The 21,903-nt window shown below is 65.1% G+C and carries 21 protein-coding genes; 6 read left to right on the forward strand and 15 right to left on the reverse strand.

Annotated features, from left to right (window positions below; all coding sequences use genetic code 11):
• From U5A67_RS33820 to U5A67_RS33870, 11 genes are all read right to left on the reverse strand, one after another.
• Positions 1-663 carry a sigma-E factor negative regulatory protein gene (locus U5A67_RS33820; RefSeq protein WP_321817749.1) on the reverse strand — a complete coding sequence of 221 codons (663 nt, stop codon included), beginning with the start codon at positions 661-663 and terminating at the stop codon, positions 1-3.
• Between the two features lie 84 nt (positions 664-747).
• Positions 748-1,347, reverse strand: coding sequence for an RNA polymerase sigma factor RpoE (rpoE, locus tag U5A67_RS33825; RefSeq protein ID WP_205984193.1), 600 nt, complete (start codon positions 1,345-1,347; stop codon positions 748-750).
• 191 nt (positions 1,348-1,538) lie between these two features.
• The gene (locus tag U5A67_RS33830; protein WP_321817750.1) at positions 1,539-1,937 is read right to left on the reverse strand and encodes a protein YgfX; all 399 of its coding nucleotides are present in this window, start codon (positions 1,935-1,937) and stop codon (positions 1,539-1,541) included.
• A gap of 134 nt (positions 1,938-2,071) precedes the next feature.
• Positions 2,072-3,313 carry a beta-ketoacyl-ACP synthase II gene (gene fabF, locus U5A67_RS33835; RefSeq protein ID WP_205984195.1) on the reverse strand — a complete coding sequence of 414 codons (1,242 nt, stop codon included), beginning with the start codon at positions 3,311-3,313 and terminating at the stop codon, positions 2,072-2,074.
• A gap of 192 nt (positions 3,314-3,505) precedes the next feature.
• Positions 3,506-3,745: an acyl carrier protein gene (gene acpP, locus U5A67_RS33840; RefSeq protein WP_014897657.1), complete on the reverse strand. Its 240-nt coding sequence runs from the start codon at positions 3,743-3,745 to the stop codon at positions 3,506-3,508.
• A gap of 169 nt (positions 3,746-3,914) precedes the next feature.
• The gene (gene fabG, locus U5A67_RS33845) at positions 3,915-4,664 is read right to left on the reverse strand and encodes a 3-oxoacyl-ACP reductase FabG (RefSeq protein ID WP_205984196.1); all 750 of its coding nucleotides are present in this window, start codon (positions 4,662-4,664) and stop codon (positions 3,915-3,917) included.
• Between the two features lie 19 nt (positions 4,665-4,683).
• Positions 4,684-5,622: an ACP S-malonyltransferase gene (gene fabD / locus U5A67_RS33850; RefSeq protein WP_205984197.1), complete on the reverse strand. Its 939-nt coding sequence runs from the start codon at positions 5,620-5,622 to the stop codon at positions 4,684-4,686.
• Positions 5,623-5,756: 134 nt separating this feature from the next.
• Complete coding sequence (locus U5A67_RS33855) at positions 5,757-6,746, reverse strand: beta-ketoacyl-ACP synthase III (protein WP_321817751.1); 990 nt, start codon at positions 6,744-6,746, stop codon at positions 5,757-5,759.
• A complete protein-coding gene (gene plsX / locus U5A67_RS33860) occupies positions 6,746-7,921 on the reverse strand; it encodes a phosphate acyltransferase PlsX (RefSeq protein ID WP_205984199.1) in 1,176 nt (391 codons plus the stop codon). The genes U5A67_RS33855 and plsX overlap by 1 nt, the downstream gene beginning before the upstream one ends.
• 153 nt (positions 7,922-8,074) lie before the next feature.
• Entirely contained in the window at positions 8,075-8,254 is a 180-nt protein-coding gene (rpmF, locus tag U5A67_RS33865; RefSeq protein ID WP_018441573.1) for a 50S ribosomal protein L32, read from the reverse strand.
• Positions 8,255-8,394: 140 nt separating this feature from the next.
• Positions 8,395-9,012, reverse strand: a complete 618-nt coding sequence (locus U5A67_RS33870; protein WP_321817752.1) for a DUF177 domain-containing protein — start codon at positions 9,010-9,012, stop codon at positions 8,395-8,397.
• 421 nt (positions 9,013-9,433) lie between these two features.
• On the opposite strand from U5A67_RS33870, the gene U5A67_RS33875 reads away from it, so the two are divergent.
• Both U5A67_RS33875 and U5A67_RS33880 read left to right on the forward strand, forming a co-directional pair.
• On the forward strand, positions 9,434-10,084 hold the full coding sequence (locus U5A67_RS33875; RefSeq protein ID WP_321817753.1) for a Maf-like protein: 651 nt from the start codon (positions 9,434-9,436) through the stop codon (positions 10,082-10,084).
• Entirely contained in the window at positions 10,081-10,803 is a 723-nt protein-coding gene (locus U5A67_RS33880; protein ID WP_321817754.1) for an SAM-dependent methyltransferase, read from the forward strand. Before U5A67_RS33875 ends, U5A67_RS33880 begins: the two co-directional genes overlap by 4 nt.
• A 105-nt stretch (positions 10,804-10,908) precedes the next feature.
• Here U5A67_RS33880 and U5A67_RS33885 read toward each other — a convergent pair whose 3' ends face one another.
• The 4 genes from U5A67_RS33885 to U5A67_RS33900 all read right to left on the reverse strand — a co-directional run bounded on the left by U5A67_RS33885 (position 10,909) and on the right by U5A67_RS33900 (position 14,149).
• Entirely contained in the window at positions 10,909-11,916 is a 1,008-nt protein-coding gene (locus U5A67_RS33885; RefSeq protein ID WP_321817755.1) for a S49 family peptidase, read from the reverse strand.
• 50 nt (positions 11,917-11,966) lie between these two features.
• The gene (locus U5A67_RS33890; RefSeq protein ID WP_321817756.1) at positions 11,967-12,359 is read right to left on the reverse strand and encodes a Rieske (2Fe-2S) protein; all 393 of its coding nucleotides are present in this window, start codon (positions 12,357-12,359) and stop codon (positions 11,967-11,969) included.
• Positions 12,356-13,015 (reverse strand): HAD-IA family hydrolase, encoded by a 660-nt coding sequence (locus tag U5A67_RS33895; protein WP_321817757.1) that lies wholly within the window; start codon positions 13,013-13,015, stop codon positions 12,356-12,358. The genes U5A67_RS33890 and U5A67_RS33895 overlap by 4 nt, the downstream gene beginning before the upstream one ends.
• A 114-nt stretch (positions 13,016-13,129) precedes the next feature.
• Positions 13,130-14,149: an RluA family pseudouridine synthase gene (locus U5A67_RS33900; protein WP_205984206.1), complete on the reverse strand. Its 1,020-nt coding sequence runs from the start codon at positions 14,147-14,149 to the stop codon at positions 13,130-13,132.
• 877 nt (positions 14,150-15,026) lie between these two features.
• Between U5A67_RS33900 and U5A67_RS33905 the strand changes: the two genes are divergently transcribed.
• The 4 genes from U5A67_RS33905 (at position 15,027) to glp (ending at position 21,858) form a co-directional block, all read left to right on the forward strand.
• The gene (locus U5A67_RS33905; protein WP_321817758.1) at positions 15,027-18,386 is read left to right on the forward strand and encodes an Rne/Rng family ribonuclease; all 3,360 of its coding nucleotides are present in this window, start codon (positions 15,027-15,029) and stop codon (positions 18,384-18,386) included.
• Between the two features lie 235 nt (positions 18,387-18,621).
• Complete coding sequence (moaA, locus tag U5A67_RS33910; protein WP_205984208.1) at positions 18,622-19,740, forward strand: GTP 3',8-cyclase MoaA; 1,119 nt, start codon at positions 18,622-18,624, stop codon at positions 19,738-19,740.
• A gap of 67 nt (positions 19,741-19,807) precedes the next feature.
• A complete protein-coding gene (gene mobA, locus U5A67_RS33915) occupies positions 19,808-20,437 on the forward strand; it encodes a molybdenum cofactor guanylyltransferase MobA (protein WP_321817759.1) in 630 nt (209 codons plus the stop codon).
• A 116-nt stretch (positions 20,438-20,553) separates the two neighbouring features.
• On the forward strand, positions 20,554-21,858 hold the full coding sequence (gene glp / locus U5A67_RS33920; RefSeq protein WP_321817760.1) for a gephyrin-like molybdotransferase Glp: 1,305 nt from the start codon (positions 20,554-20,556) through the stop codon (positions 21,856-21,858).
• Positions 21,859-21,903: the final 45 nt, after the last annotated feature.

Raw genomic sequence — 21,903 nt, forward strand, 5'->3', positions numbered from 1 at the left:
TCACTGGCCTTGCGTGGTAAGAGCAGCAGAGCGGATCAGCGGCATCGAATCCGACATGACCGGCTGCTGCGCGAACTGCTGATGTGCTTCGAGATAAGCGTCCAGACGCGCGTCGCGGATGATGTTGCCGCCATCCTGAACCGCCGCCGTCTGCACGGGCACGGCATTCATCGCCACGCGCTGGACGTTGTCGCCCGCCGGTTGCATCGCAGCGATCTGCGAGCCGCCGGCCATGCCGACGCCACGCATCTGCGGCACGACCACCCAGGTGAGCGTGGCAGCCGCAGCCGCGACAGCCAGCGACGGCACCACACGGCGGCGCAGCGACAGAATACGCGCGACGCGGCCGTTATGCGTGGCCGCCGGAGCGTCCGCCGCGACGGCGGCAGGCGCCAGCACGTGCGGCTCCGACTCGAAGCGCGCGGCGAAATTCGCCATGAACGACTGGCTCGCGGCCGGGCTCATCGCCAGGTCGTCCGAGCGCAGCACGTCGCCGATCAGGTGATACGCCGACCAGGCCTTGCGGTCCTCTTCGACGAATCCAGAAAAAATGGCATTCAGATGCGCCTGCGTGTCCACTTCAGCGGCGAATTCGCCGTCGACAAACGCGGACAGACGCTCGCCATGCGAGCTTGACACCGATTGCATCGAAACCGACCCCATGATGCTCCCCATATCCTTACAGAGCCCCGTAGTGACACACTCACTTTAGTGACTTGCGTCCGTACCCGGCGCGAGCGTGGCTTTTTACCAGCGCTTGCCTTCCGGTGTGTCCAGCAGCGGACGCAATTTTGCCGCAATGGCTTCGCGAGCGCGGAAAATTCTCGATCTGACGGTGCCGATCGGGCAGCCCATCATGTCGGCAATTTCCTCGTAGCTCAAACCTTCAATTTCCCGAAGAGTAATGGCGGTACGCAGCTCTTCCGGTAAAACCGCCATTGCAGCATTGACCGTCTGGGCGATCTGCTTGCTCATCAACATCGACTCGGGCGTGTTGATATCCCTTAGTTGATCGGCATCCGAGAAAGTTTCAGCTTCTTCTGCATCTGCTTCGGTCGAAGTAGGAGCGCGTCTGCCCTGGGTTGCAAGGTAGTTCTTCGCCGTATTGACAGCGATCCGGTAAAGCCAGGTATAGAAAGCGGACTCGCCACGGAATTGCGGCAGCGCCCGGTACGCCTTGATAAAGGCGTCCTGCGCCACGTCCTCGACCTCCGCGGGGTCCCGCACGAGGCGCGAGATCAAGCGGATGATCTTGCGGTGGTACTTGGAGACCAGCAGTTCGAACGCGGCCTTGTCACCTTTTTGCACGCGCTCGACCAGCACCTGGTCAATTTCTTTTTCGCTCACCTGAAAAGTCCGTTAGCTCATGAAGTGGACGCGGGGCCTCATTGTAGCGTCACCGCCACGGCCCCACGTTACGCGCGTTACAGCGGTTACAGTCTTTACAGCAGACCGCTGGAGGTGGAACCGGACTAATTGGGGACGCCGTGACGAAGCGCAAGAGCGCAGCGGCAGATGAACGGAAAAAGCGGAGAAAATCAGCGCCCTGACGCGCTGCGGGCGGCCACGGCGAGCACGCGGAAAGATTCGGCGTCGAGCGAATCGGCAGCAATCAGAACACTGCGGCGGCGCGCGCCGGCTGCCACGCTCAGCGAGAGCAAGGCCCCGCCCCACTGCGCGGCGCCCAGCAGGCGGCCTTCCAGAAAACAGGCTTGCGAACGGGAAAACGCCGCAAAGCGATCGGTCCCGATTTCGATGAAAGCCGGTTGTGCGCGGCGCCAAGCGGAAAACGCCAGTCCACCGATGGCCGCCAGCGCGAGCGCAGGCGGCAACGCCCGCCAGGCGCCCAGCCACGGCGCCAGCGTCGAATACAACGCCAGTGCAGCGATTAAAACACCCACAAGCAGCACAGCCTGAAGCGTCCACGACGGACGCATGTCGATACGCAGCGCAGGCCCGCGCCGATCAGCAGAATCGGAGCCAGAAATAGAAACGCGGCCGCCCGACCCAGATAACTGGGCCGGAGCGGCCGCGGTGTCGCTCGAGGCGATCACATCAACTCGCTAGCGTCTTAAGCGTGACGCTTGAACACCAGCGTGCCGTTCGTGCCACCGAAGCCGAACGAGTTCTTCAGCGCGACGTCGATCTTCATGTCCCGCGCTGTGTTCGCGCAGTAGTCCAGGTCGCAAGCCGGGTCCTGGTTGAAGATATTGATCGTCGGCGGCGAGATCTGGTTGTGCACGGCGAGCACCGTGAACACCGATTCCAGACCGCCCGCGCCGCCCAGCAAGTGACCCGTCATCGACTTCGTCGAGTTCACGACGATGTCCTTCGCGTGGTCGCCGAAAGCGCGCTTGATTGCGGTGGTTTCCGCCAGGTCGCCGAGCGGCGTCGAGGTGCCGTGGGCGCTCAGCCAGTTCACTTCGTTGGCGTTCACGCCGGCGTTCTTCATCGCCGCCAGCATGCAGCGGCGTGCGCCGTCGCCGTCTTCCAGCGGAGCGGTCATGTGATAAGCATCACCGCTCATGCCGTAGCCGCCGATTTCCGCGTAGATCTTCGCGCCGCGCGCCTTCGCGTGTTCGTACTCTTCGAGCACCATCACGCCAGCGCCTTCGCCGAGCACGAAACCGTCACGGTCCTTGTCCCACGGACGGCTGGCCGTTGCCGGATCGTCGTTGCGCTGCGAAAGCGCACGCGCCGCAGCGAAACCGCCGATACCGAGCGGCGACACGGTCGATTCCGCGCCACCCGCGATCATCACGTCGCAGTCGCCGTATTCGATCAGACGCGACGCTTCGCCGATGCAGTGCAGACCGGTCGTGCACGCCGTCACCATCGACAGGTTCGGGCCCTTGAGGCCGAACTTGATCGACAGATGGCCGGAGATCATGTTGATGATCGAAGCCGGCACGAAGAACGGCGAAATGCGGCGCGGGCCGCGGTTGAGCAATTCGGTTTGCGTGACTTCGATCATCGGCAGACCGCCGATACCCGAGCCGACGTTCACGCCGATGCGCTCCGCGTTGGCTTCGGTGACTTCGAGGCCACTGTCCTTGAGCGCCTGCATGCCCGCAGCGATGCCGAAATGGATAAACGTATCCATATGGCGCGCTTCTTTGGCCGGCATGTAGTCTTCGACGTTGAAGCCCTTCACTTCCCCGGCAAAACGGGTCGAGAAGTTCGTCGCATCGAACTTGGTGATGTTGGCGATACCCGACTTGCCAGCGACCAGATTGGCCCAGCCGTCGGCAACATTATTGCCAACAGGCGAAATCAGCCCCAGGCCTGTAACAACAACTCGACGGCGGCTCACGGTAACCCCTTTTCCATAGATGACAAAAACAAAAGCCACAGAGGCCGCAGGAAATGCTCCTGTGAGCCCTGTGGCTAGTTGACCGGCAGATGCCCCGCAACGAGTGCGGCAGGCTTACGCGGTTTCACGGGCGAGCGTCCTCGCGGGCCAACCGCACGCACGCGGCGCTGGCGGCCCGGGAAGGAAGTAGCCTTAGGCCTTGACGTTCGCGCGAGCGTAGTCGATCGCTTGCTGAACCGTCGTGATCTTCTCGGCTTCCTCGTCCGGGATTTCCATGCCGAATTCGTCTTCGAGGGCCATCACCAGTTCGACGGTGTCGAGCGAGTCTGCGCCCAGATCGTTCACGAACGAAGCTTCGGTCTTGATTTCAGCTTCGGCGACGCCCAGTTGTTCGGCGACGATCTTCTTGACGCGCTGTTCGATGTTGTCCATTACCCCTCCAAGGGAAAAAAGTTAGCTCATGAATGCGAGTGCGCGCATTTTATCAGGTTTGACCTGGCAGAAAAGCAGTGCGCCCGCGGTTCCGGAACGGCTGTCCGCGCCTGCGCCTAACGAATCATTTCGCCAGACACTTCAAGGCGCGGATAGTACCTGAATCCGGTTAAGACATATACATGCCGCCGTTCACGTGCATCGTCGTGCCCGTGATATAGCCCGCCTGCGGCGAAGCCAGGAAAGCCACCGCATGAGCGATGTCTTCCGGGCTGCCAAGGCGTCCCAGCGGAATCTGCTGCTTGAGCGCAGCCTGTTGCTCGGCCGGCAGATCCTTGGTCATGTCGGTATCGATAAAGCCCGGCGCCACGCAGTTCACCGTGATGCCGCGGCTGCCGATTTCGCGTGCGAGCGCGCGCGTCATGCCCGCGACGCCGGCCTTGGCCGCCGCGTAATTGGCTTGACCCGGGTTGCCCGACGAGCCGACCACCGACGTGATATTGATGATGCGGCCAGCCTTGGCCTTCATCATGGGGCGCAGCACGGCGCGCGAGAGGCGGAACACCGACTTCAGGTTGGTGTCGATCACCGCGTCCCACTCGTCGTCTTTCATGCGCATCGCCAGGTTGTCCTGCGTGATGCCCGCATTGTTGACGAGAATCGCCAATGCGCCGAATTCCTTGACCGTTGCGTCGATGAGCGCTTCTGCCGCAGCCGCGTCGTTGACGTCGAGGACCGCGCCGCGGCCCTTCACGCCTGCCGCTTCGAACGCTGCCGTGATGGCTTGCGCGCCGCTTTCGCTCGTTGCCGTGCCGATCACCGTCGCGCCCTGGCGCGCCAGTTCCAGCGCGATCGCACGGCCGATGCCGCGCGAGGCGCCGGTGACGATCGCGGCTTGATTATCGAGAGTCTTTTCCATCTTTTGAATCCGTTGCGAGTTATGCGTTCAGAAGCGCGAGCGCTTCTTCGAGCGACTTCGGATCGAACACCGAGGCGCCGACCAGCTCGCCGTCGATACGCTTCGTGAGGCCCGCGAGCACCTTGCCCGGACCGCATTCGACCACGTGCGTCGCGCCTTGAGCGGCGATCGCCTTCACGCACTCGACCCAGCGCACCGCGCCGGCGGCCTGACGCACCAGGGCGTCGCGGATCTTCGCGGGATCGGTTTCGAAGGCCACGTCGACGTTGTTGACGACCGGGATCACCGGTGCGTTCAGCGTGACGCCTGCGAGGTATTCGCGCAGCTGGTCCGAAGCGGGCTTGAGCAGCGACGAGTGGAACGGCGCCGACACCGGCAGCGGCAGCGCGCGCTTGGCGCCCTTCGCCTTGGCGACTTCGCAGGCCTTCTCGACCGCAGCCTTGTGACCCGCGATCACGACTTGCGCCGGCGCGTTGAAGTTGACGGCTTCGACCACACCGCCGCTTGCTGCGGCCGCTTCCGCGCAGACCGCGCGCACGGTGTCGTCGTCGAGACCGAGCACGGCGGCCATGCCGCCTTCGCCGACCGGCACCGCATTCTGCATCGCCTGGGCGCGGAAACGCACGAGCGGCACAGCGTCGCGGAACGCCAGCACGCCGGCCGCGACCAGCGCCGTGTATTCGCCGAGGCTGTGGCCTGCGACGATTGCGGGCGCCGGGCCGCCTGCCTGCTGCCACGCGCGATAGACGGCGTAGGCGGCGGTGAGCATGACCGGCTGCGTGTTGGTGGTGAGGTTGAGCTCTTCTGCCGGGCCTGCGGCGATCAGCTTGCCGAGATCCTGGCCCAGTGCGTCGGACGCTTCCTGAACCGTCTCGCGCACGATGGCGTTATCGGCAAAGGCGTCGAGCATGCCGACGGCCTGCGAGCCCTGGCCCGGAAAAACGAATGCGAATTTCATGACTTCCCCAAAATTCGGTCAAAACGGATGGGCGATGCGCTCGGGTGAACCGCCGCGGACCGCGCACCTCGCGTGTCTTTCAGACGCGAGTGCTGGCGGCCAGCGAGGCGGGAGCGCGAAAGCCCGCTCGGAAATCAGTAGCGAATGACGGAAGCGCCCCAGGTGAAGCCGCCGCCCACGCCTTCGATCAGCACGTTCTGGCCGCGCTTGATGCGGCCGTCGCGCACTGCAACGTCGAAGGCGAGCGGAATCGACGCCGCCGAGGTGTTGCCGTGTTCGCCCACCGTGACCACCATGCGCTCTGCCGGCAGGCCGAGCTTGCGGCACGTGCCCTGCATGATGCGGATGTTGGCCTGGTGCGGAATCAGCCAGTCGATCTGGTCGGCCGTGAGTTGCGCCTTTTCCAGCGCCTCGATCGCGACCTTCTCCAGCACGTTCACTGCCAGCTTGAACACTGCCTGGCCGTCCATGTGCAGGAATGCGTTGCCCGCGATCACGCCGCCGTTGACGTTGCCCGGCGTGCACAGGATGTGCGCGTAGCTGCCGTCAGCGTGCAGGGCGCTCGCGAGCACGCCCGGTTCTTCCGAAGCCTGCATCACGATCGCGCCGGCGCCGTCGCCGAACAGCACGCAGGTCGTGCGGTCGTTGAAATCGAGAATACGCGAGAAGGTTTCCGCGCCCACCACCAGCGCCGTCTTGTGCTGACCGCTGCGGATCAGGCTGTCGGCCACCGAAACGGCGTACGCGAAGCCCGAGCACACGGCCTGCACGTCGAACGCCGCGCCGTGATTGCGGATACCGAGCTTGTTCTGCAGCAGGCAGGCCGTGCTCGGGAACACGAAATCGGGCGTCGAGGTGGCGACGATGATCAGGTCGATGGACTGCGGATCGACGTCGGCGGCGGCAATCGCGCGATGCGAAGCGGCCAGCGCGAGGTCGCTCGTGGTGACGTCCGGCGCCGCGAAGTGGCGCGCGTGGATGCCCGTGCGGGCGACGATCCATTCGTCGCTGGTTTCGACGCCTTTGGCGGCGAGACGCTCGGCCAGATCCTGGTTGGTGACGCGCTCAGGCGGAAGGAAACTGCCCGTGCCGAGCACGCGGGAATAAAGAGTCGATTGAGCCATTATGCCTTCGAGGATGATGCCTTCGAGGTGGGTGTCGCGGCGGGCGGGACGGGCTGGGTGGCGTCCGTAGCCGGCTCGCCAGCGGTTGCGGCGGGGCTGTCGGGAGCCGGGCTGCCGGCGCTCTGGCCAGCGGCAGCGCCGTTCTGGCTGCCGGCCGCCTGTTCGATCGAACCGGCGTTGTCTGCCATGGCGCGGGCAAGACCCTCCAGCACGCCATTTTTGACGGCATCATACCCGCGATTGATCGCACACTCAAACGCGTAGGCATCGGCCGAGCCGTGGCTCTTGATGACCAGGCTCTTCAGGCCAAGCAGCGCCGCGCCGTTGTACTGGCGGTGATCGACGCGTTTCTTGAAACGCATGAGCACGGGCAAGGCGGCCACCGCCATCAGCTTGGTGAGCCACGAGCGGCCGAACTCTTCCTTGATCATGTCGTTGAGCATCTGTGCGAGGCCCTCCGACGTCTTGAGCGCGACATTGCCGACAAAACCGTCACAGACGATCACGTCGACGCTACCTTTGTAGATGTCGTTGCCTTCGACGTTGCCGCGGAAGTTCAGCGTGCTCGCGCGCAGCAGTTCGCCGGCGCGTTTGATGGTTTCGTTGCCTTTGATAACTTCTTCGCCGATGTTCAGGAGCCCGATGGTCGGGCGCTCCTTCCCTTCGAGCGCAGCGACGAGCGCGTGGCCCATCTCGGCGAACTGCAGCAGATGCTGCGGTTCGCAATCAACGTTCGCGCCAAGGTCGAGCATCGTCGTGTAGCCGCGCGGATTGGGCAGCGCGAAGGCGATAGCCGGACGTTCGATGCCGGGCAGCGTCTTCAGGACGTAGCGCGACACGGCCATCAGTGCGCCGGTATTGCCGGCGGACACGCAGGCCTGCGCCGCGCCCTCTTTCACACGATTGAGGGCGACGCGCATCGACGAGTCTTTCTTCTTGCGAAGAGCGACTTCGACCGGATCGTCCATTTCGACGACTTCGGTGGCGGGAACGATGGAAAGTGCGGGGAGTTCCAGCGCCTTCAGCTTCTTGAGCTGGGCGCGGATCGCCGTTTCGATACCCACGAGCTGCAGGTGTGCGTCGGGGTGGGAACGGACGAAATGGACTGCGGCGGGCACCGTCACAGACGGGCCGTGGTCGCCTCCCATGCAATCTATCGTGAGCGTAACAGTCATGGAATGCGACGGATTTCAGGCACAAAAAAGCGGCAGTTGAATGCCGCCTTTTTTGCCGAGCCGAACAATTGTCAAGCGAACGGAATCGCCATGTGCAGCGCTGATGGCTGGCCCCGGAAGCATCCAGGACCGCCGCGCCACACGCTGGAACGATTAGTCGTTCTTGGTCTTGACGACTTTCTTGCCGCGGTAGTAGCCGTTCGGGCTGATGTGGTGACGCAGATGCACTTCACCCGTGCTCGGCTCGACAGCCAGCGGAGCGCCCGTGAGGAAATCGTGCGAGCGGTGCATACCGCGCTTCGACGGCGACTTCTTGTTTTGTTGAACTGCCATGATAACTCCTGAAAATTTTCCGAATTCTAACACAGCCCGATCCGGCCGCCGCCACCCTGGGGGATGGCCGGACTCCGGGCTCAGGCCCACGTATCTGATACTGCTGCCCCTGCGGCAGCCTGATTGTCAGAGGCTGACGATCAGTGCTTGCTGCCGGGACCGTCCTTCTTGAGCGATTCGAGCGCCGCAAAAGGGTTGATGCGCTCTTCCGTCTCGATCTCCTGCTCCGGCACGTCGTCTACGGAATCCACGCCGTCCGCGCCATCGGGACCCGAGGCGAGGCTTTCGTGAATTTCCGGACAGACTTCGTGCTTCGGCACGAGCGGCAAGGCGAGCAACAACTCCTCTTCGATCAAGTCGACGAGATCGAAATGGCGCGAGCCAACGATCACTTCGACTTCATCGTCGTCGAGCGGAAACTCATCCGCCTCTTCTTCCGTCTGGACGATACGGAAGACCGCATCGGCATTGAAGGCCTGCTCATAGGGAGCGAGGCACCGCTGACACGTGAGCCAGGCGCCGCCGTGGATCACGACCCGCAGATACGGCTGCGGAGCATGGGTGCCGTCATCCTGCAATTCCGGCTGCGTGAAGCCTTCGGCCTGCCAGTTGAACGCGGTGTCGCGATCGGGCGCATCGGCCGGAACTTCATTCAATATGCGCGGCAACTGCGAAATGCGCACCATTCCGGCGGCATCGCGTGCACTGCGCGCGAATTCAAAAATATCGATATCGCGTGGGTTGAGCTGTTCGGTCATGTGAGCCTCTCCTGCTTCAGACATGCGACCTGCACGCGATGCAAGGCGGTTCGCGCACGCGTCGAAACGCGTTGAAAGTTCACGCGGAACGTCAAACGTTCGAACGTCGCTAAACGGCCATGATCGTGCTGCTTGATCCCCACTGCACCGGCTACGTTTCAATCTTCCCCGCCAAACGTGCAAAGACCGTGCAAAGACGTGGGAGGCGAACGTACCGATGAAAAGCCCAAAATCATATCGCCTTTATCTTTGTCAGTCAAACACTTATGCTCACGCCCATAAGCTGGCGTGTGGCACGAGTTTTTTGGCGATCTTTGACGATACCCGGGCGCCGGACGATGAAATCCGTCCCCGCTTTTGCAATTTTGCCGCCGCCGCGCCAGCGACCGATCCCTAAAGTGTTTTAGTCCAGATTCCTGACATGCAGCCAGATTCTTCGACCGCCCGCGCCCCGGGCCTGCCCACACCGGCGCCCACGCTCATTCTCGCGTCCAGTTCGCGCTACCGCCGCGAGTTGCTCGAACGCTTGCGCATTCCGTTCGGCACCGCCGTGCCCGACATCGACGAAACACCGCACGCCGGCGAAACGCCCGAAGCCACGGCGTTGCGTCTTTCGGTGGAGAAAGCGCGCGCCGTAGCCGCCGCCCTGCCCGCCGGCACCGGCCGCACGCTGGTGATCGGCTCCGACCAGGTGGCCACCTTCGACGGTCTGCAGATCGGCAAGCCGGGCACGCACGAACGCGCGCTCGCCCAGCTGCAGGCCATGCGTGGCCGCGAAGTGCTGTTCCATAGTGCCCTCAGCCTGCTCGACACGTCGACTGGCCAAACGGCCAGTGTCGATGTCGTGACCAAGGTGCGCTTTCGCGATCTGTCAGACGCCGCGCTCGACGCCTACCTGCACGCCGAACAACCCTACGACTGCGCAGGCAGCGCCAAGTCCGAAGGCCTCGGCATCGCGCTGCTCGAAGCGATCGAATCCGACGATCCCACCGCCCTGATCGGCCTGCCGCTCATCGCGCTTACGCGCATGCTGCTGGACGCGGGCTACCCGCTGCTGGAGACGCAATCGTGAGCACAGGCACCCTCTATCTGATCCCCAACACGCTCGGCGACGGCGACGAAGCCGCGCTCGCCTACGTCCTGCCCGCGCCCGTGCGCGAACGCGCGGGCACGCTCGCGAGCTACATCGGCGAAAACGCCAAGACCACGCGCGCCTTTCTCAAGCGCGTGGGCACGACGCGGCCGATCCAGGAAATCGAGATTCACGAACTGAACGTCAACACGCCCGCGAACCAGATCGACAAGCTGCTCGCGCCGCTTCTGGCGGGCATCGATACGGGTCTGGTTTCGGAAGCCGGCGTGCCGGCCGTGGCCGATCCCGGCGCGCTGCTGGTGCGCCGCGCGCACGAACGCGGCATCAAGGTCGTGCCGCTGGTCGGGCCGAGCTCGATCCTGCTCGCGCTGATGGCGTCGGGCCTGAACGGCCAGAGCTTTGCGTTCCACGGCTATCTACCGGTGGACGCGAACGAGCGCGTCAAGAAACTGCGCGAACTCGAACAAAGCTCGCGCAAGGCGAAGCAGACGCAGATCTTTATCGAGACGCCGTACCGCAACAAGTCGATGCTCGATACCCTGCTCTCGACCTGCGCGCCCTCGACGCTCGTGTGCGTGGCCGCCGACCTCACGCTGCCGACGGAGACGATCCTCAGCCGCGCGGTCTCGGACTGGAAGAAAAAGCCCGCGCCCGACCTGCACAAGCGCCCGGCGATCTTCCTGATTCTCGCGAACTGATTTTTGCAAACTGAAATCGCGAACTGAAATCGGTCGCCAGAAGTGATAACGGCCGCTGCGAAATCCGCAGCGGCCGTTTTGATTTGCACCGAAGCTCGCGACGCTTTACCGCAGCGAGAGCTTCGCGCCCGAAATCAGCGAATGCATGGCGCCCGAGCCGACGCTCGCGCCAAAACGCTTGGCCACGCGGTCGGAAATGCTCTGCTTGACCGTGTAATCGACCACATCCGGCGCCTTGATGACTTCACGTGCGACGTAATCGGTATCGCCGTAACCATCGGCGAGACCCAGATCGACGCTCTTCTGGCCAGTCCAGAACAGACCCGAGAAGATATCCGGCGAATCCTTCAGGCGCTGGCCGCGCCCCGCCTTCACGGCGTCGATGAACTGCTGGTGGATCTGGTCGAGCATTTCCTGCGCGTGCGCGTCCATCTTGGGTGTATCGGGCGAGAACGGGTCGAAAAAGCCCTTGTTTTCGCCAGAAGTGCGCAGACGGCGCTCGACGCCGAGCTTGTCCATCAGGCCCGTGAAGCCGAAACCGTCCATCAGCACGCCGATCGAACCGACGATGCTGGCCTTGTTCACGTAGATCTTGTCGGCGGCCGCGGCGACGTAATAACCACCCGATGCGCACATATCGCCCACCACCACGTAAAGCGGGATGGCCGGATATTTCGCGCGCAGGCGATGGATTTCGTCGTTGATGATGCCGGCCTGCACGGGCGAGCCGCCCGGGCTGTCGATATGCAGGATCACGCCGGCCGTGCCGTCGTCGTCGAAGGCGCTGTCGAGGGCGCTGTTGATGTCTTCGGCGTTGGCGGGCGTATCGGCGGCAATCTCGCCGTCGAGCGACACCAGAGCGGTATGGCGGCCACCGCCATCCACGCGCGCGCCGGAGAAGTCGAACACGCTCCACGCGATCAACACCAGCACCGCGAGGAAGGCGAACCGGAAAAAGATCTTCCAGCGTCGCGCCGCGCGCTGCTCGTTGATGGCGGCCATGGCGATGCGTTCGAGCGCCTCGCGCTCCCAGCCGCCATTGCCGGCATCCACCTTGCCCGAATGCATGGGGCGCGGCGGCTCGTTCGAATCAGGGGTCGGATTATCTGACATGCTTGAGCGGTGAAATCAGCGTAGGAAGCGCCAAGGGAAACGGCGGGAAATCAGATCGGGGCCGGATGCAGGTCGTCGTCCGGCAGCCAGAATACCGCACGGCCTTCGGGCGTGTCGCGTTCTTCGACCTTCACCGCACGCAAACGCCCGCCGCGGCAAGGGCCGCCTACGCATTTGCCGGTTTCGGGCTGATAGATCGCGCCGTGCGTCGCGCACATCAGATAGAGCCCCGACGATTCGAAGAACTGCCCTTCGACCCAGTCGAGTTCCATCGGCACATGCGCGCAGCGGTTCAGGTAGCCGTAGACCTCGCCGCCGAAGCGCACGAAGAACACCACGGCCGGCCCGCCCGCGTAGGTCGCGTCCATGCGCTGGCCCGCGCCGCCTTCGGCGAGCGCCTCAGCGGCGCAGACGCGCACCGGAGCATGCTGCGTTTCGCTCATGCGTGCTCCCGCAGCCAGGCCGCCAGTCCGGCCACGTCGGAGGCGATGTATTGGGGCGCAAGCGCCTCGAGCGACGCGGCCGAATGCGCGCCATAGCCCACGCCCACGCCCGCTGCGCCCGCGTTCGCGGCCATCTGCAGGTCGTGCGTGGTATCGCCGATCATCACCGTGCGGCCCAGATCCTGCCCCAGTTCGCGCGTGAGTTCGTGCAGCATGGCCGGATGCGGCTTCGAGAAGGTTTCGTCGGCGCAACGCGTGCCGTCGAAAAGACTCGTGAGGTTCGAGTCGGCGAGCGCGCGGTTCAGGCCCACGCGGCTCTTGCCGGTCGCCACGCCGAGCAGATAGCCGGTGTCGCGCAGTTCGGTGAGCATGTCGCGCACGCCCGCGAACAGCTCGGTCTGCTGATCCTTGAGCAGATAGTGGATGCGATAGCGCTCCACCAGACGCGGGTAGTCGGCCGGATCGAGCGTCGGCGCGGCGATCTGCAGCGCCTCGCGCAGGCCAAGGCCGATCACGTAGCTCGCGGCCTCGTCGCCGGGCACGGGCAGGCCCAGGTCGCGGCAGGCGGCCTGGATGCTGCGCGTGATGTGGGCGGTCGAGTCCATCAGCGTGCCGTCCCAGTCGAACACAATCAGGTCAAATTGCTGTCGGGCCATTCGGTCCTTCTCCAAACACTGTTGTTCTTGAGTACGGTGTATTTCATTCGTCGGGCCGCATTGTGCCTTTCAGGCGCACAACGCGGCCGCAACGTGTTCCAACCCTCATTGGGGTCAGGGTGCGGCGGCGTCCTCGCCACCGGCTTCGCGCTGCGCACGCAGTTGATCGACGAAGCGGCGCAGCTCCGGCGGCAGCGGCGCTTCGAACTGCAGCGGCGCGCCGGTAATCGGGTGCGTGATCTTGAGACGGTGCGCGTGCAGGAACATGCGCTTGACGCCGGGTTTCGCATTGGCGCGCGCGAGTTCCTTGTTGAGGGCGAAATCGCCGTACTTGGCATCGCCGACGATCGGCAGGCCCAGATGTGCCAGATGCACGCGAATCTGGTGCGTGCGGCCGGTCTTGAGTTCGGCTTCGAGCAGCGCGTACTGCGGCCAGCGATCGACCAGATTGAACACCGTATGCGACGGCAGACCGTCCGGCTGCACGCGCACGCGGCGCTCGCCTTCCGGGGTCAGATACTTGTGCAGCGGTTCCTTGACCGCGCGGCGGCGGCCCCAGTCGCTGGCCCAGTCGCCGTGCACGCAGGCGTAATAACGCTTGTCGGTCTTGTTTTCGCGGATCTGCTCGTGCAGACCCACCAGCGCCGCGCGCTTTTTCGCCAGCATCAGCACGCCCGAGGTTTCGCGGTCGAGCCGGTGCACGAGTTCGAGGAACTTGCTCTGCGGCCGCGCCTCGCGCAACTGCTCGATCACGCCGAAGGCCACGCCGCTGCCGCCATGCACGGCCACGCCGGCCGGCTTGTCGATCACCAGCATCGCTTCGTCTTCGAAGAGCACCTTGAACTCGGCGGCAGGCACCGGCGCCGACTCCGGCGCGGTTTTCTCGGCGATACGGATGGGCGGCACGCGCACCAGATCGCCCAGCTCGAGCCGATACTGCGCATCGACCCGGCCCTTATTCACGCGCACTTCCCCGCTGCGCAAAATGCGATAGATGTGGCTTTTCGGCACGCCTTTGCAGACGCGCAGGAGGAAATTGTCGATCCGCTGACCGGCGGCGCCGTCATCGATTTCGACGATAGAAACCTGGTCGGCTGCGACCTGATTCTGGGATATTTTGCCTAACCCTTTCATTCTGAATATAATTTGCCCAACGCTGACGCGAAGGTAGGCCCAACGGCCATAAAGTTCCCGATCCGCCCGATGGCTATCCAAGGGGGATCTTCCGGACCTGGACCACGCGAAATGCGCAGGCAGCAAGCGATAAACCGTTATTTTACTTGCGCCCGGGGTTGGTTGCTCACCCTGTTCATACGAGAAGCAACGAGTTGCACGCACGGAACACCCGACGGCAGGGACGGCGCCCACAGGCACGTTCGGTCGCACCGGGCTCCGACGGTAACGGAAGGTTGGTATAAAGAATTCATCCGGCGCGTCGCGCCGCGTGCCCTGAACGATTTCTGTGTGGCCGCGGTACGACACGACGGTGGCGAAAATACGGCGAGCGCCCGAAGCGTCCCGGCAATGTGCGGGACATGGCGACGTCAAAGGTGTTGAGACACCCGAGGGGGAAGACGGGCGTTCCTGTTAGCTTCCCATACGCGGCACTTCTGCTTTCCAGCGAAGGCCGTGAAGCCGGTCCAGCCAGCAGCGCGCGTAGTTCGCGGCTGCGGTTTTTTATCCTGTTGCGGTCGTGCGTGGCGCAGTTTGCCGCCGGTGCACGCAGCAGCCGGACCGGAAGTTGGAAGCGCAGGAAAAACCGTGCCCCGGCGGCACGTCTCTTCGCTTCTTGAAGACGTATTTCGCATGTGCCCACGCGGCCCGTTCCTGGCAACACAACGCCGGCGGCCGCTCCAACGGCAATTCTCCCCGCCATCTTTCCCGCTCCAGCGTGCTTGTGAAAACACAATAAGGCGCGGCTTGCCGCTGCCCGCCCCTCCTGTGCAGCCCGGCGAAGCGCCGGGCGCCTTTCAGGTCAGGGTGGCGCGCGAAGCCGCACTGGAGTCGTTCAATGAAACGAATGCTGTTCAACGCGACGCAGCAGGAAGAACTGCGCGTCGCCATCGTCGATGGACAGAAGCTGATTGACATCGACATCGAAACCGCCGGTCGCGAACAGCGCAAAGGCAACATCTACAAGGGGATCGTGACCCGCATCGAGCCGTCGCTCGAAGCGTGTTTTGTGAACTACGGCGAAGATCGTCACGGCTTCCTGCCGTTCAAGGAAGTCGCCCGCCAATACTTCCGCGACGGCGTGGACATGCGCGGTGCGCGTATCCAGGACGCCCTCAAGGAAGGCCAGGAACTGATCGTTCAGGTCGAAAAAGAAGAACGCGGCAACAAGGGCGCAGCCCTGACCACGTTCATCTCGCTCGCCGGCCGCTACCTCGTGCTCATGCCGAACAACCCGCGCGGCGGCGGCGTGTCGCGCCGCATCGAGGGCGATGACCGTCAGGAACTGCGCGAAACCATGGCGCAGCTGCAACTGCCGGAAGGCATGAGCATCATCGCGCGCACGGCCGGCATCGGCCGCTCCGCCGAAGAGCTCCAGTGGGACCTGAACTACCTGCTGCAACTGTGGCGCGCGATCGAAGCCGCCTCGCAGGCCGGCACGACCGGTCAGCCGATGCTGATCTATCTGGAATCGAGCCTCGTGATCCGCGCGATCCGCGACTACTTCCAGCCCGATATCGGCGAAATCCTTATCGACACCACCGAAATCTATGACCAGGCACGCGCCTTCATGGATATCGTGATGCCGGACAATGTCAATAAGGTGAAGCGGTATCACGACGATGTGCCGCTGTTCTCGCGCTTCCAGATCGAGCACCAGATCGAGACGGCTTACTCGCGTACCGTTCCGCTGCCCTCGGGCGGCGCGATCGTGATCGACCACACCGAAGCGCTGGTCGCCATCGACGTGAACTCGGCGCGCGCCACCAAGGGCGCCGACATCGAGGAAACGGCCGCACGCACCAATCTGGAAGCCGCCGACGAAGTCGCGCGCCAGCTGCGTCTGCGCGACCTCGGCGGTCTGATCGTGATCGACTTCATCGACATGGAGTCGGCCAAGAGCCAGCGCGAAGTCGAGCAACGCCTGAAGGACGCCCTGCGCCACGACCGCGCACGCGTGCAGATGGGCAAGATCTCGCGCTTCGGCCTGATGGAACTGTCGCGCCAGCGTCTGCGCCCGGCTCTCTCGGAAGGCAGCCACGTCACCTGCCCGCGCTGTAACGGCACGGGTCACATCCGCGATACGGAATCGTCGGCGCTTCAGGTCCTGCGCATCATCCAGGAAGAAGCGATGAAGGAAAACACCGCGGCAATCCATTGCCAGGTGCCGGTCGAAGTGACCGCCTTCCTGCTGAACGAAAAGCGCGCGGAAATCAACAAGATCGAGTCGCGCTTCAAGGTCGGCGTCGTGCTGATCCCGAACAAGCACCTCGAAACGCCGCACTACAAGCTCGAGCGCCTGCGTCACGACGATGCACGTCTGGACGATCCGCGCGCTTCGTGGAAGCTGGCTGAAGAAGCGGCGCGCGAACTGGAATCGGAAACCGGTTACAGCAAGCGCAACGCCGAAGCCAAGCCGAAGCAGGAAGCCGCTGTGAAGGGCATCACGCCGGAGCGTCCGGCGCCGTCCGCACCGGTCAAGCCGGTGGCGGCAGCGCCCGTGGCCGCACCGGTTGCAGCTGCACCGGCCGGCGGTGGTTTCTTCGGTTTCATCAAGCGTCTGTTTGGCGGCGCACCGGCTGCGGCACCCGCACCGGCACCGGCTGTCCAGCAGGACAAGGCTGCACGTCCGGCACGCGCCGAGCGTGGCGAACGCGCTGAGCGCGGCGGCGAGCGCGGCGACAAGTCCGCTTCGGGCGACCGCAACCGCAACCGCCGTAGCGGCGGCCGTGACGGCGCAGGCCGTGGCGAAGGCGCGACCGGCACGCGTGGCGCTCAGTCGGCGCAGGCAGGTCAAGCCGGCCAAACGGCACAGGCAGGCCGCCCGGAACGCGAAGCCCGCGAGCCGCGCGAGCAACGTGAGCCGCGTGAAGCACGTGAGCCGCGCGCACCGCGTGAGCAACGCGAGCCGCGTGAAGCACGTGAAGGCCGTGGCGAGCGCGAACCGCGTGAGCAGCGCATCGAGCGCGTCGAACGTGGTCAGGACCGCAACGAAGCAGCCGAAGCCGCACCGCGCGGCGAACGCCAGGAACGTGGCGAGCGCCGTGAACGCGGTGAGCGCGCAGAACGTGGCGAGCGCGGCGAGCGTCAGGAACGCGGCGAACGCCGTCGTCAGCAGCAGCCGGGCGAAGCCGCCGAGGCACAGGAAGCCCGCCTCGAAGCCGCCAGTGCCGGCGCCGATGCGGAAACCGCTGACGCCGCTCAAGCCGCCCTCACCGATGGCGTGAACCAGGCAGGTTTCGATGAAGATGGCGCAGCGCCGCAAGGTGAAGAGCGTCGTCGTCGTCGTCGCGGCCGTCGTGGTGGTCGTCGCGAGCGCGATGCAGACGGTTCGGCAGTGATGGAAGGTGCGGAAGGCGAAGAAGGCGCAGCAGCTGAAGCACAAGCCGAAACGCAAGCCGAAGCCCCCGCGCAGGAAGCCGTCGTCCACAGCGCCGTCGCCGAGACGGTCGTGGTGACGGCACTGCCGGTCGCAGCGGCTGCAGCAGCAGAAGCCGTGCAGGCAGTGGAAAAGGCGCCGGAAGCGCCGGTTGCTCCGGTTGTCGCTCCGGTTGAGGCTGCAACGCCGGTCGAGACCGTCGCTTCGGCTCCGGTTGCGCCGGTCGCAGTCGAAACCGCCGCGCCGGTTGAAACCGTGAAGGCAGTCGAGACCGCCGCTCCGGTCGAAGCAGCGCCGGTAGCCGCCGAACCCGTCGTGCAAGCGCCGGTCGAAGCCGCTGCGGCACCGGTCGAGGCGCCCGTCGCCGAGATCCCGGTGCGCGAAGACCGCGTCGAAGCGCAGCAAGCCGAAGTCGTGCAACCGGCTCCGGTCGAAACGCGCGTCGAACTGGCTCAGGTGGAAACGTCGGTGGCAACTCCGGTGGCAACGCCGGTGCAGACGCAGGTTGAAACCGCAGCCGCTCCGGCCCCGGTCGAAGCAGTCGCTCCGGCTCAAGTCGAAACCGCAGCGCCGGCTGCCGCAGCTCCGGCTGCCGTAGCACCGGCTCAGGTAGAAACCGCAGCCCCCGCTGCCGACCTGACCCCGATGCTCGAATCGGCTGGCCTCGTGTGGGTGAATACCGACACGACCAAGCTGCGCGCCGCGCAGGACGCAGCCGCCCAGCTGGTGAAGCCCGCGCGCGTGCCGCGCGAGCGCAAGGCGCTGCCGGCCGTCGACGCCACGCCGATGCAACAGGTCGAAACCGACCGTCAGGCGTAAGCCTGATGGCGCTCAGGCACCGGATACCTTCCTCGCGGATAGTTCCGGTGCCAGCCTGATCGCCGCGTTGCAGCAAAAGCCCGCCATATATTGGCGGGCTTTTTTTTGATATATCAGCGTTCACCCTCGTCGGTGAGCGGTGGGTCCTTCGGCTAAAATCGAAACATCGCGCGAAGTTGCAGCCAAAGTCCAGTCCGAAATTTGTAGCGCAAGTCTTACGCAGAACGTAGAAACCATGTCCCGACGCATCATCCCTGTTGCCGATGCCCGCTCCCTGCCGCCGAGTCTCAAACCGGCGGCGGCTGGCGCGCGTGCGCCGTCCGGCGAAGTGGTCGATGCGCTCGCGCGGCCGCTGCGCGACCTGCGCATCTCGGTGACAGACCGCTGCAATTTCCGTTGCGTCTACTGCATGCCGCGCGCGGTCTTCGACAAGGACTATCCGTTCCTGCCGCATTCCGCCCTGCTCTCGCTCGAGGAAATCGAACGTCTCGCGCGGCTTTTCGTCGCGCAGGGCGTGACCAAGATCCGCCTCACGGGCGGCGAGCCGCTGCTGCGTAAAAACATCGAATTCCTGATCGAGCGGCTTGCCGCGTTGCGCACGCTCGACGGCGCACCGCTCGATCTCACGCTCACGACCAACGGTTCGCTGCTGGCCCGCAAGGCGCGCGCGCTGCGCGACGCGGGGCTCACGCGCGTGACCGTGAGTCTCGACGCGCTCGACGACACCCTGTTCCGCCGCATGAACGACGCCGATTTTTCGGTCGGCGACGTGCTCGACGGCATCGCCGCCGCGCAGGCGGTCGGTCTTGCGCCGCTCAAGGTCAACATGGTCGTCAAGCGCGGCACCAACGACGGCGAGATCGTGCCGCTCGCGCGACACTTCCGCGGCTCGGGCGTGGCGCTGCGCTTTATCGAATACATGGACGTGGGCGCGACCAACGGCTGGAACATGGCCGAAGTGCTGCCGTCCGCCGACGTCGTCGCGCGTATCGCCGAGCATTTCCCGCTCGTGCCGCTCGAAGCGCACAGCGCCGCCGAAACCGCGCAGCGCTGGGGCTATGCCGACGGCGCAGGCGAAATCGGCGTGATTTCCAGCGTCACACGCGCCTTCTGCGGCGACTGCACGCGCGCGCGCCTGTCGACCGAAGGCAAGCTGTACCTGTGCCTGTTCGCCTCGATGGGCTACGATCTGCGCGCGCTCGTGCGCGGCGAAGCCAGCGACGCGGCCATTTCCGCCGCCATCGCGCAGATCTGGGAACAGCGCGCCGACCGCTACTCGCAACTGCGCGGCAGCGCCGAAGCCCCGGCTTCGAGCGACGAGCGCCGTATCGAAATGTCGTATATCGGCGGCTGATCCCTTCGCGGGACAGGCCGTCCGCTTCCTGCTTGAGCGCCTCGCGCTCCCTTCACCCGTTTTGCCGATGCCCGACACCCGCGCCGCTCTCCCCGTTTCCGATATCACCGGTCTTGTGCTCGCGGGCGGCCGCGGCCAGCGTATGGGTGGCGCCGATAAAGGCCTGCAGTTGCTGCACGGCCAGCCGCTCGCGGCCCACGTGCTCGCGCGTCTCGCGCCTCAGGTCGGCACGCTCGCGATCAGCGCGAACCGCAATCAGGACGTGTACGCGACGCTCGGCGCGCCCTGGCAAGCCACGGTGCTCGCCGATACGCTGCCCGACTACCCCGGCCCGCTCGCCGGTCTGCTCGCCGGCCTGCGTGCCGCGCGCACCGGCTGGCTGCTGAGCGCGCCCTGCGATTCGCCGTGGCTGCCCGCCGATCTCGCCACGCGCCTGAGCGCAGCGGCGAGCGAACACGGCGCCGCCATCGTCACGGCCCAGACCACGGACGCCACCGGCGAAGTCAGCCTGCACCCGGTCTTCGCCCTGCTGCGCACCTCGCTCGCCGACGACCTCGCCGCCTTTCTCGACGCAGGCGAGCGCAAGGTCCGCGCGTGGTACGCGCGCCACACGGCGGCCGTCGTAAGCTTTGCCGACGAACGTGCGTTTTACAATGTCAACTCCCTGCAGGAACTCGCCGACTTCGACCGTGCCTGACCGGCACAGTCCACCGCCGCTCCATGCGCTCTGCATGACGCGGGCTTCAGGCACCTCCCAGGACGATCGCCGCAGCCGTTGTGCGAATGCGTGCGAACGCGACGCTTCTTCACCCCATGACCACGCCTAACATTTTCTCCGCGAGCGCCGGAAGCCTCGGCCAGTTCGATCCTCAAGCCTTGCCCGTCAGTGCCGCCCAGGCCATCGTGCTGCAATGGGTGACGCCGCTCGCGCAAGGCGAACGCGTACCGCTGCGCGACGCGCTCGCACGCGTCCTCGCGACAGACGTGATCTCGCCGATCGATGTGCCCGCGCACGACAACTCGGCGATGGACGGCTATGCCTTCGACAGCGCCGTGCTCGCGCAGCGCGAAGGCGCGCTGACCTTGCAGGTGGCGGGCAAGGCGTTCGCCGGTCATCCGTTCACGGGCGCGGTGGCCGCGGGCGAATGCGTGCGCATCATGACGGGCGCGCCGATGCCCGCAGGCTGCGACACCGTCGTGCCGCAGGAAAGCGTCACCGCCAGCCAGCACGCGATCACCTTTGCCGCCAACGCCGTCGCACCCGGCGCGAACCGCCGCCGCCAGGGCGAAGACCTCGCGCGCGGCAGCGCGGCGCTGCGTGCGGGCCGCGTGCTGCGCGCCAGCGACATCGGCCTGATGGCCTCGCTCGGTCTCGTCGATGTGAAGGTCAAGCGGCGTCTGCGCGTGGCGTATTTCTCGACCGGCGACGAATTGCGCTCGCCGGGCCAGACGCTCGACGCGGGCAGCATCTACGACAGCAACCGCTACACGCTCGGCGCGATGCTGCAACGCCTGAACGTCGAGCCGATCGATCTGGGCGTCGTGCGCGACGATCCCGATGCGCTCGCCGCCACGCTGCTGCAAGCCGCCGAAAGCGCCGATGTCGTGCTTACGTCGGGCGGCGTTTCGGTTGGCGAAGCCGACTTCACGCGCACCCAGTTGCAGACGCTCGGCGACGTGACCTTCTGGGGTCTCGCCATGCGTCCGGGCCGCCCGCTCGCGTTCGGCCGCATCTGGTCGGGCGGCCGTCCCGGCGCGGGCCGCGCGGCGCTGCTGTTCGGCCTGCCGGGCAATCCGGTCGCCACCATGGTGAGCTTCTACCAGATCGTGCGCCCCGCGCTGATCGCGATGTCGGGCGCGCAGCCGCAGCCCGTGCCGCTGATTCCCGCGCGCTGCGATGCGCCGATTCGCAAACGCCCCGGCCGCACCGAATTCCAGCGCGGTATCGCCGAACGCGACGCGCAGGGCCATTGGCGCGTCACGCCCACCGGCTCGCAAAGTTCTGGCGCGCTGAGCACCATGAGCGAAGCAAACTGCTTTATCGTGCTCGCCCATGAGGCCGACAGTCTCGATGCCGGCGACGCCGTCGACATCATGCTGTTCGACGGTCTCGTCTAGCGCAGCGCCCTACCAGCCGCTTTTTATCAGTCAACGACACAGCAA

The sequence above is a fragment of the Paraburkholderia sp. J69-1 genome (genome assembly GCF_905220255.1).
Lineage (GTDB): Bacteria > Pseudomonadota > Gammaproteobacteria > Burkholderiales > Burkholderiaceae > Paraburkholderia.

What these genes read in the sequence shown, in the direction of transcription:
- U5A67_RS33830 (WP_321817750.1), bottom strand. Translation starts at nt 1,937, where the DNA reads ATGCGTCCGTCGTGGACGCTTCAGGCTGTGCTGCTTGTGGGTGTTTTA.
- U5A67_RS33870 (WP_321817752.1), bottom strand. Translation starts at nt 9,012, where the DNA reads ATGACCGAACAGCTCAACCCACGCGATATCGATATTTTTGAATTCGCG.
- mobA (WP_321817759.1), top strand. Translation starts at nt 19,808, where the DNA reads ATGCCCGACACCCGCGCCGCTCTCCCCGTTTCCGATATCACCGGTCTT.
- U5A67_RS33875 (WP_321817753.1), top strand. Translation starts at nt 9,434, where the DNA reads ATGCAGCCAGATTCTTCGACCGCCCGCGCCCCGGGCCTGCCCACACCG.
- U5A67_RS33905 (WP_321817758.1), top strand. Translation starts at nt 15,027, where the DNA reads ATGAAACGAATGCTGTTCAACGCGACGCAGCAGGAAGAACTGCGCGTC.
- U5A67_RS33885 (WP_321817755.1), bottom strand. Translation starts at nt 11,916, where the DNA reads ATGTCAGATAATCCGACCCCTGATTCGAACGAGCCGCCGCGCCCCATG.
- glp (WP_321817760.1), top strand. Translation starts at nt 20,554, where the DNA reads ATGACCACGCCTAACATTTTCTCCGCGAGCGCCGGAAGCCTCGGCCAG.
- rpmF (WP_018441573.1), bottom strand. Translation starts at nt 8,254, where the DNA reads ATGGCAGTTCAACAAAACAAGAAGTCGCCGTCGAAGCGCGGTATGCAC.
- moaA (WP_205984208.1), top strand. Translation starts at nt 18,622, where the DNA reads ATGTCCCGACGCATCATCCCTGTTGCCGATGCCCGCTCCCTGCCGCCG.
- U5A67_RS33895 (WP_321817757.1), bottom strand. Translation starts at nt 13,015, where the DNA reads ATGGCCCGACAGCAATTTGACCTGATTGTGTTCGACTGGGACGGCACG.
- acpP (WP_014897657.1), bottom strand. Translation starts at nt 3,745, where the DNA reads ATGGACAACATCGAACAGCGCGTCAAGAAGATCGTCGCCGAACAACTG.
- plsX (WP_205984199.1), bottom strand. Translation starts at nt 7,921, where the DNA reads ATGACTGTTACGCTCACGATAGATTGCATGGGAGGCGACCACGGCCCG.
- U5A67_RS33820 (WP_321817749.1), bottom strand. Translation starts at nt 663, where the DNA reads ATGGGGTCGGTTTCGATGCAATCGGTGTCAAGCTCGCATGGCGAGCGT.
- U5A67_RS33900 (WP_205984206.1), bottom strand. Translation starts at nt 14,149, where the DNA reads ATGAAAGGGTTAGGCAAAATATCCCAGAATCAGGTCGCAGCCGACCAG.
- fabG (WP_205984196.1), bottom strand. Translation starts at nt 4,664, where the DNA reads ATGGAAAAGACTCTCGATAATCAAGCCGCGATCGTCACCGGCGCCTCG.
- fabD (WP_205984197.1), bottom strand. Translation starts at nt 5,622, where the DNA reads ATGAAATTCGCATTCGTTTTTCCGGGCCAGGGCTCGCAGGCCGTCGGC.
- U5A67_RS33855 (WP_321817751.1), bottom strand. Translation starts at nt 6,746, where the DNA reads ATGGCTCAATCGACTCTTTATTCCCGCGTGCTCGGCACGGGCAGTTTC.
- U5A67_RS33890 (WP_321817756.1), bottom strand. Translation starts at nt 12,359, where the DNA reads ATGAGCGAAACGCAGCATGCTCCGGTGCGCGTCTGCGCCGCTGAGGCG.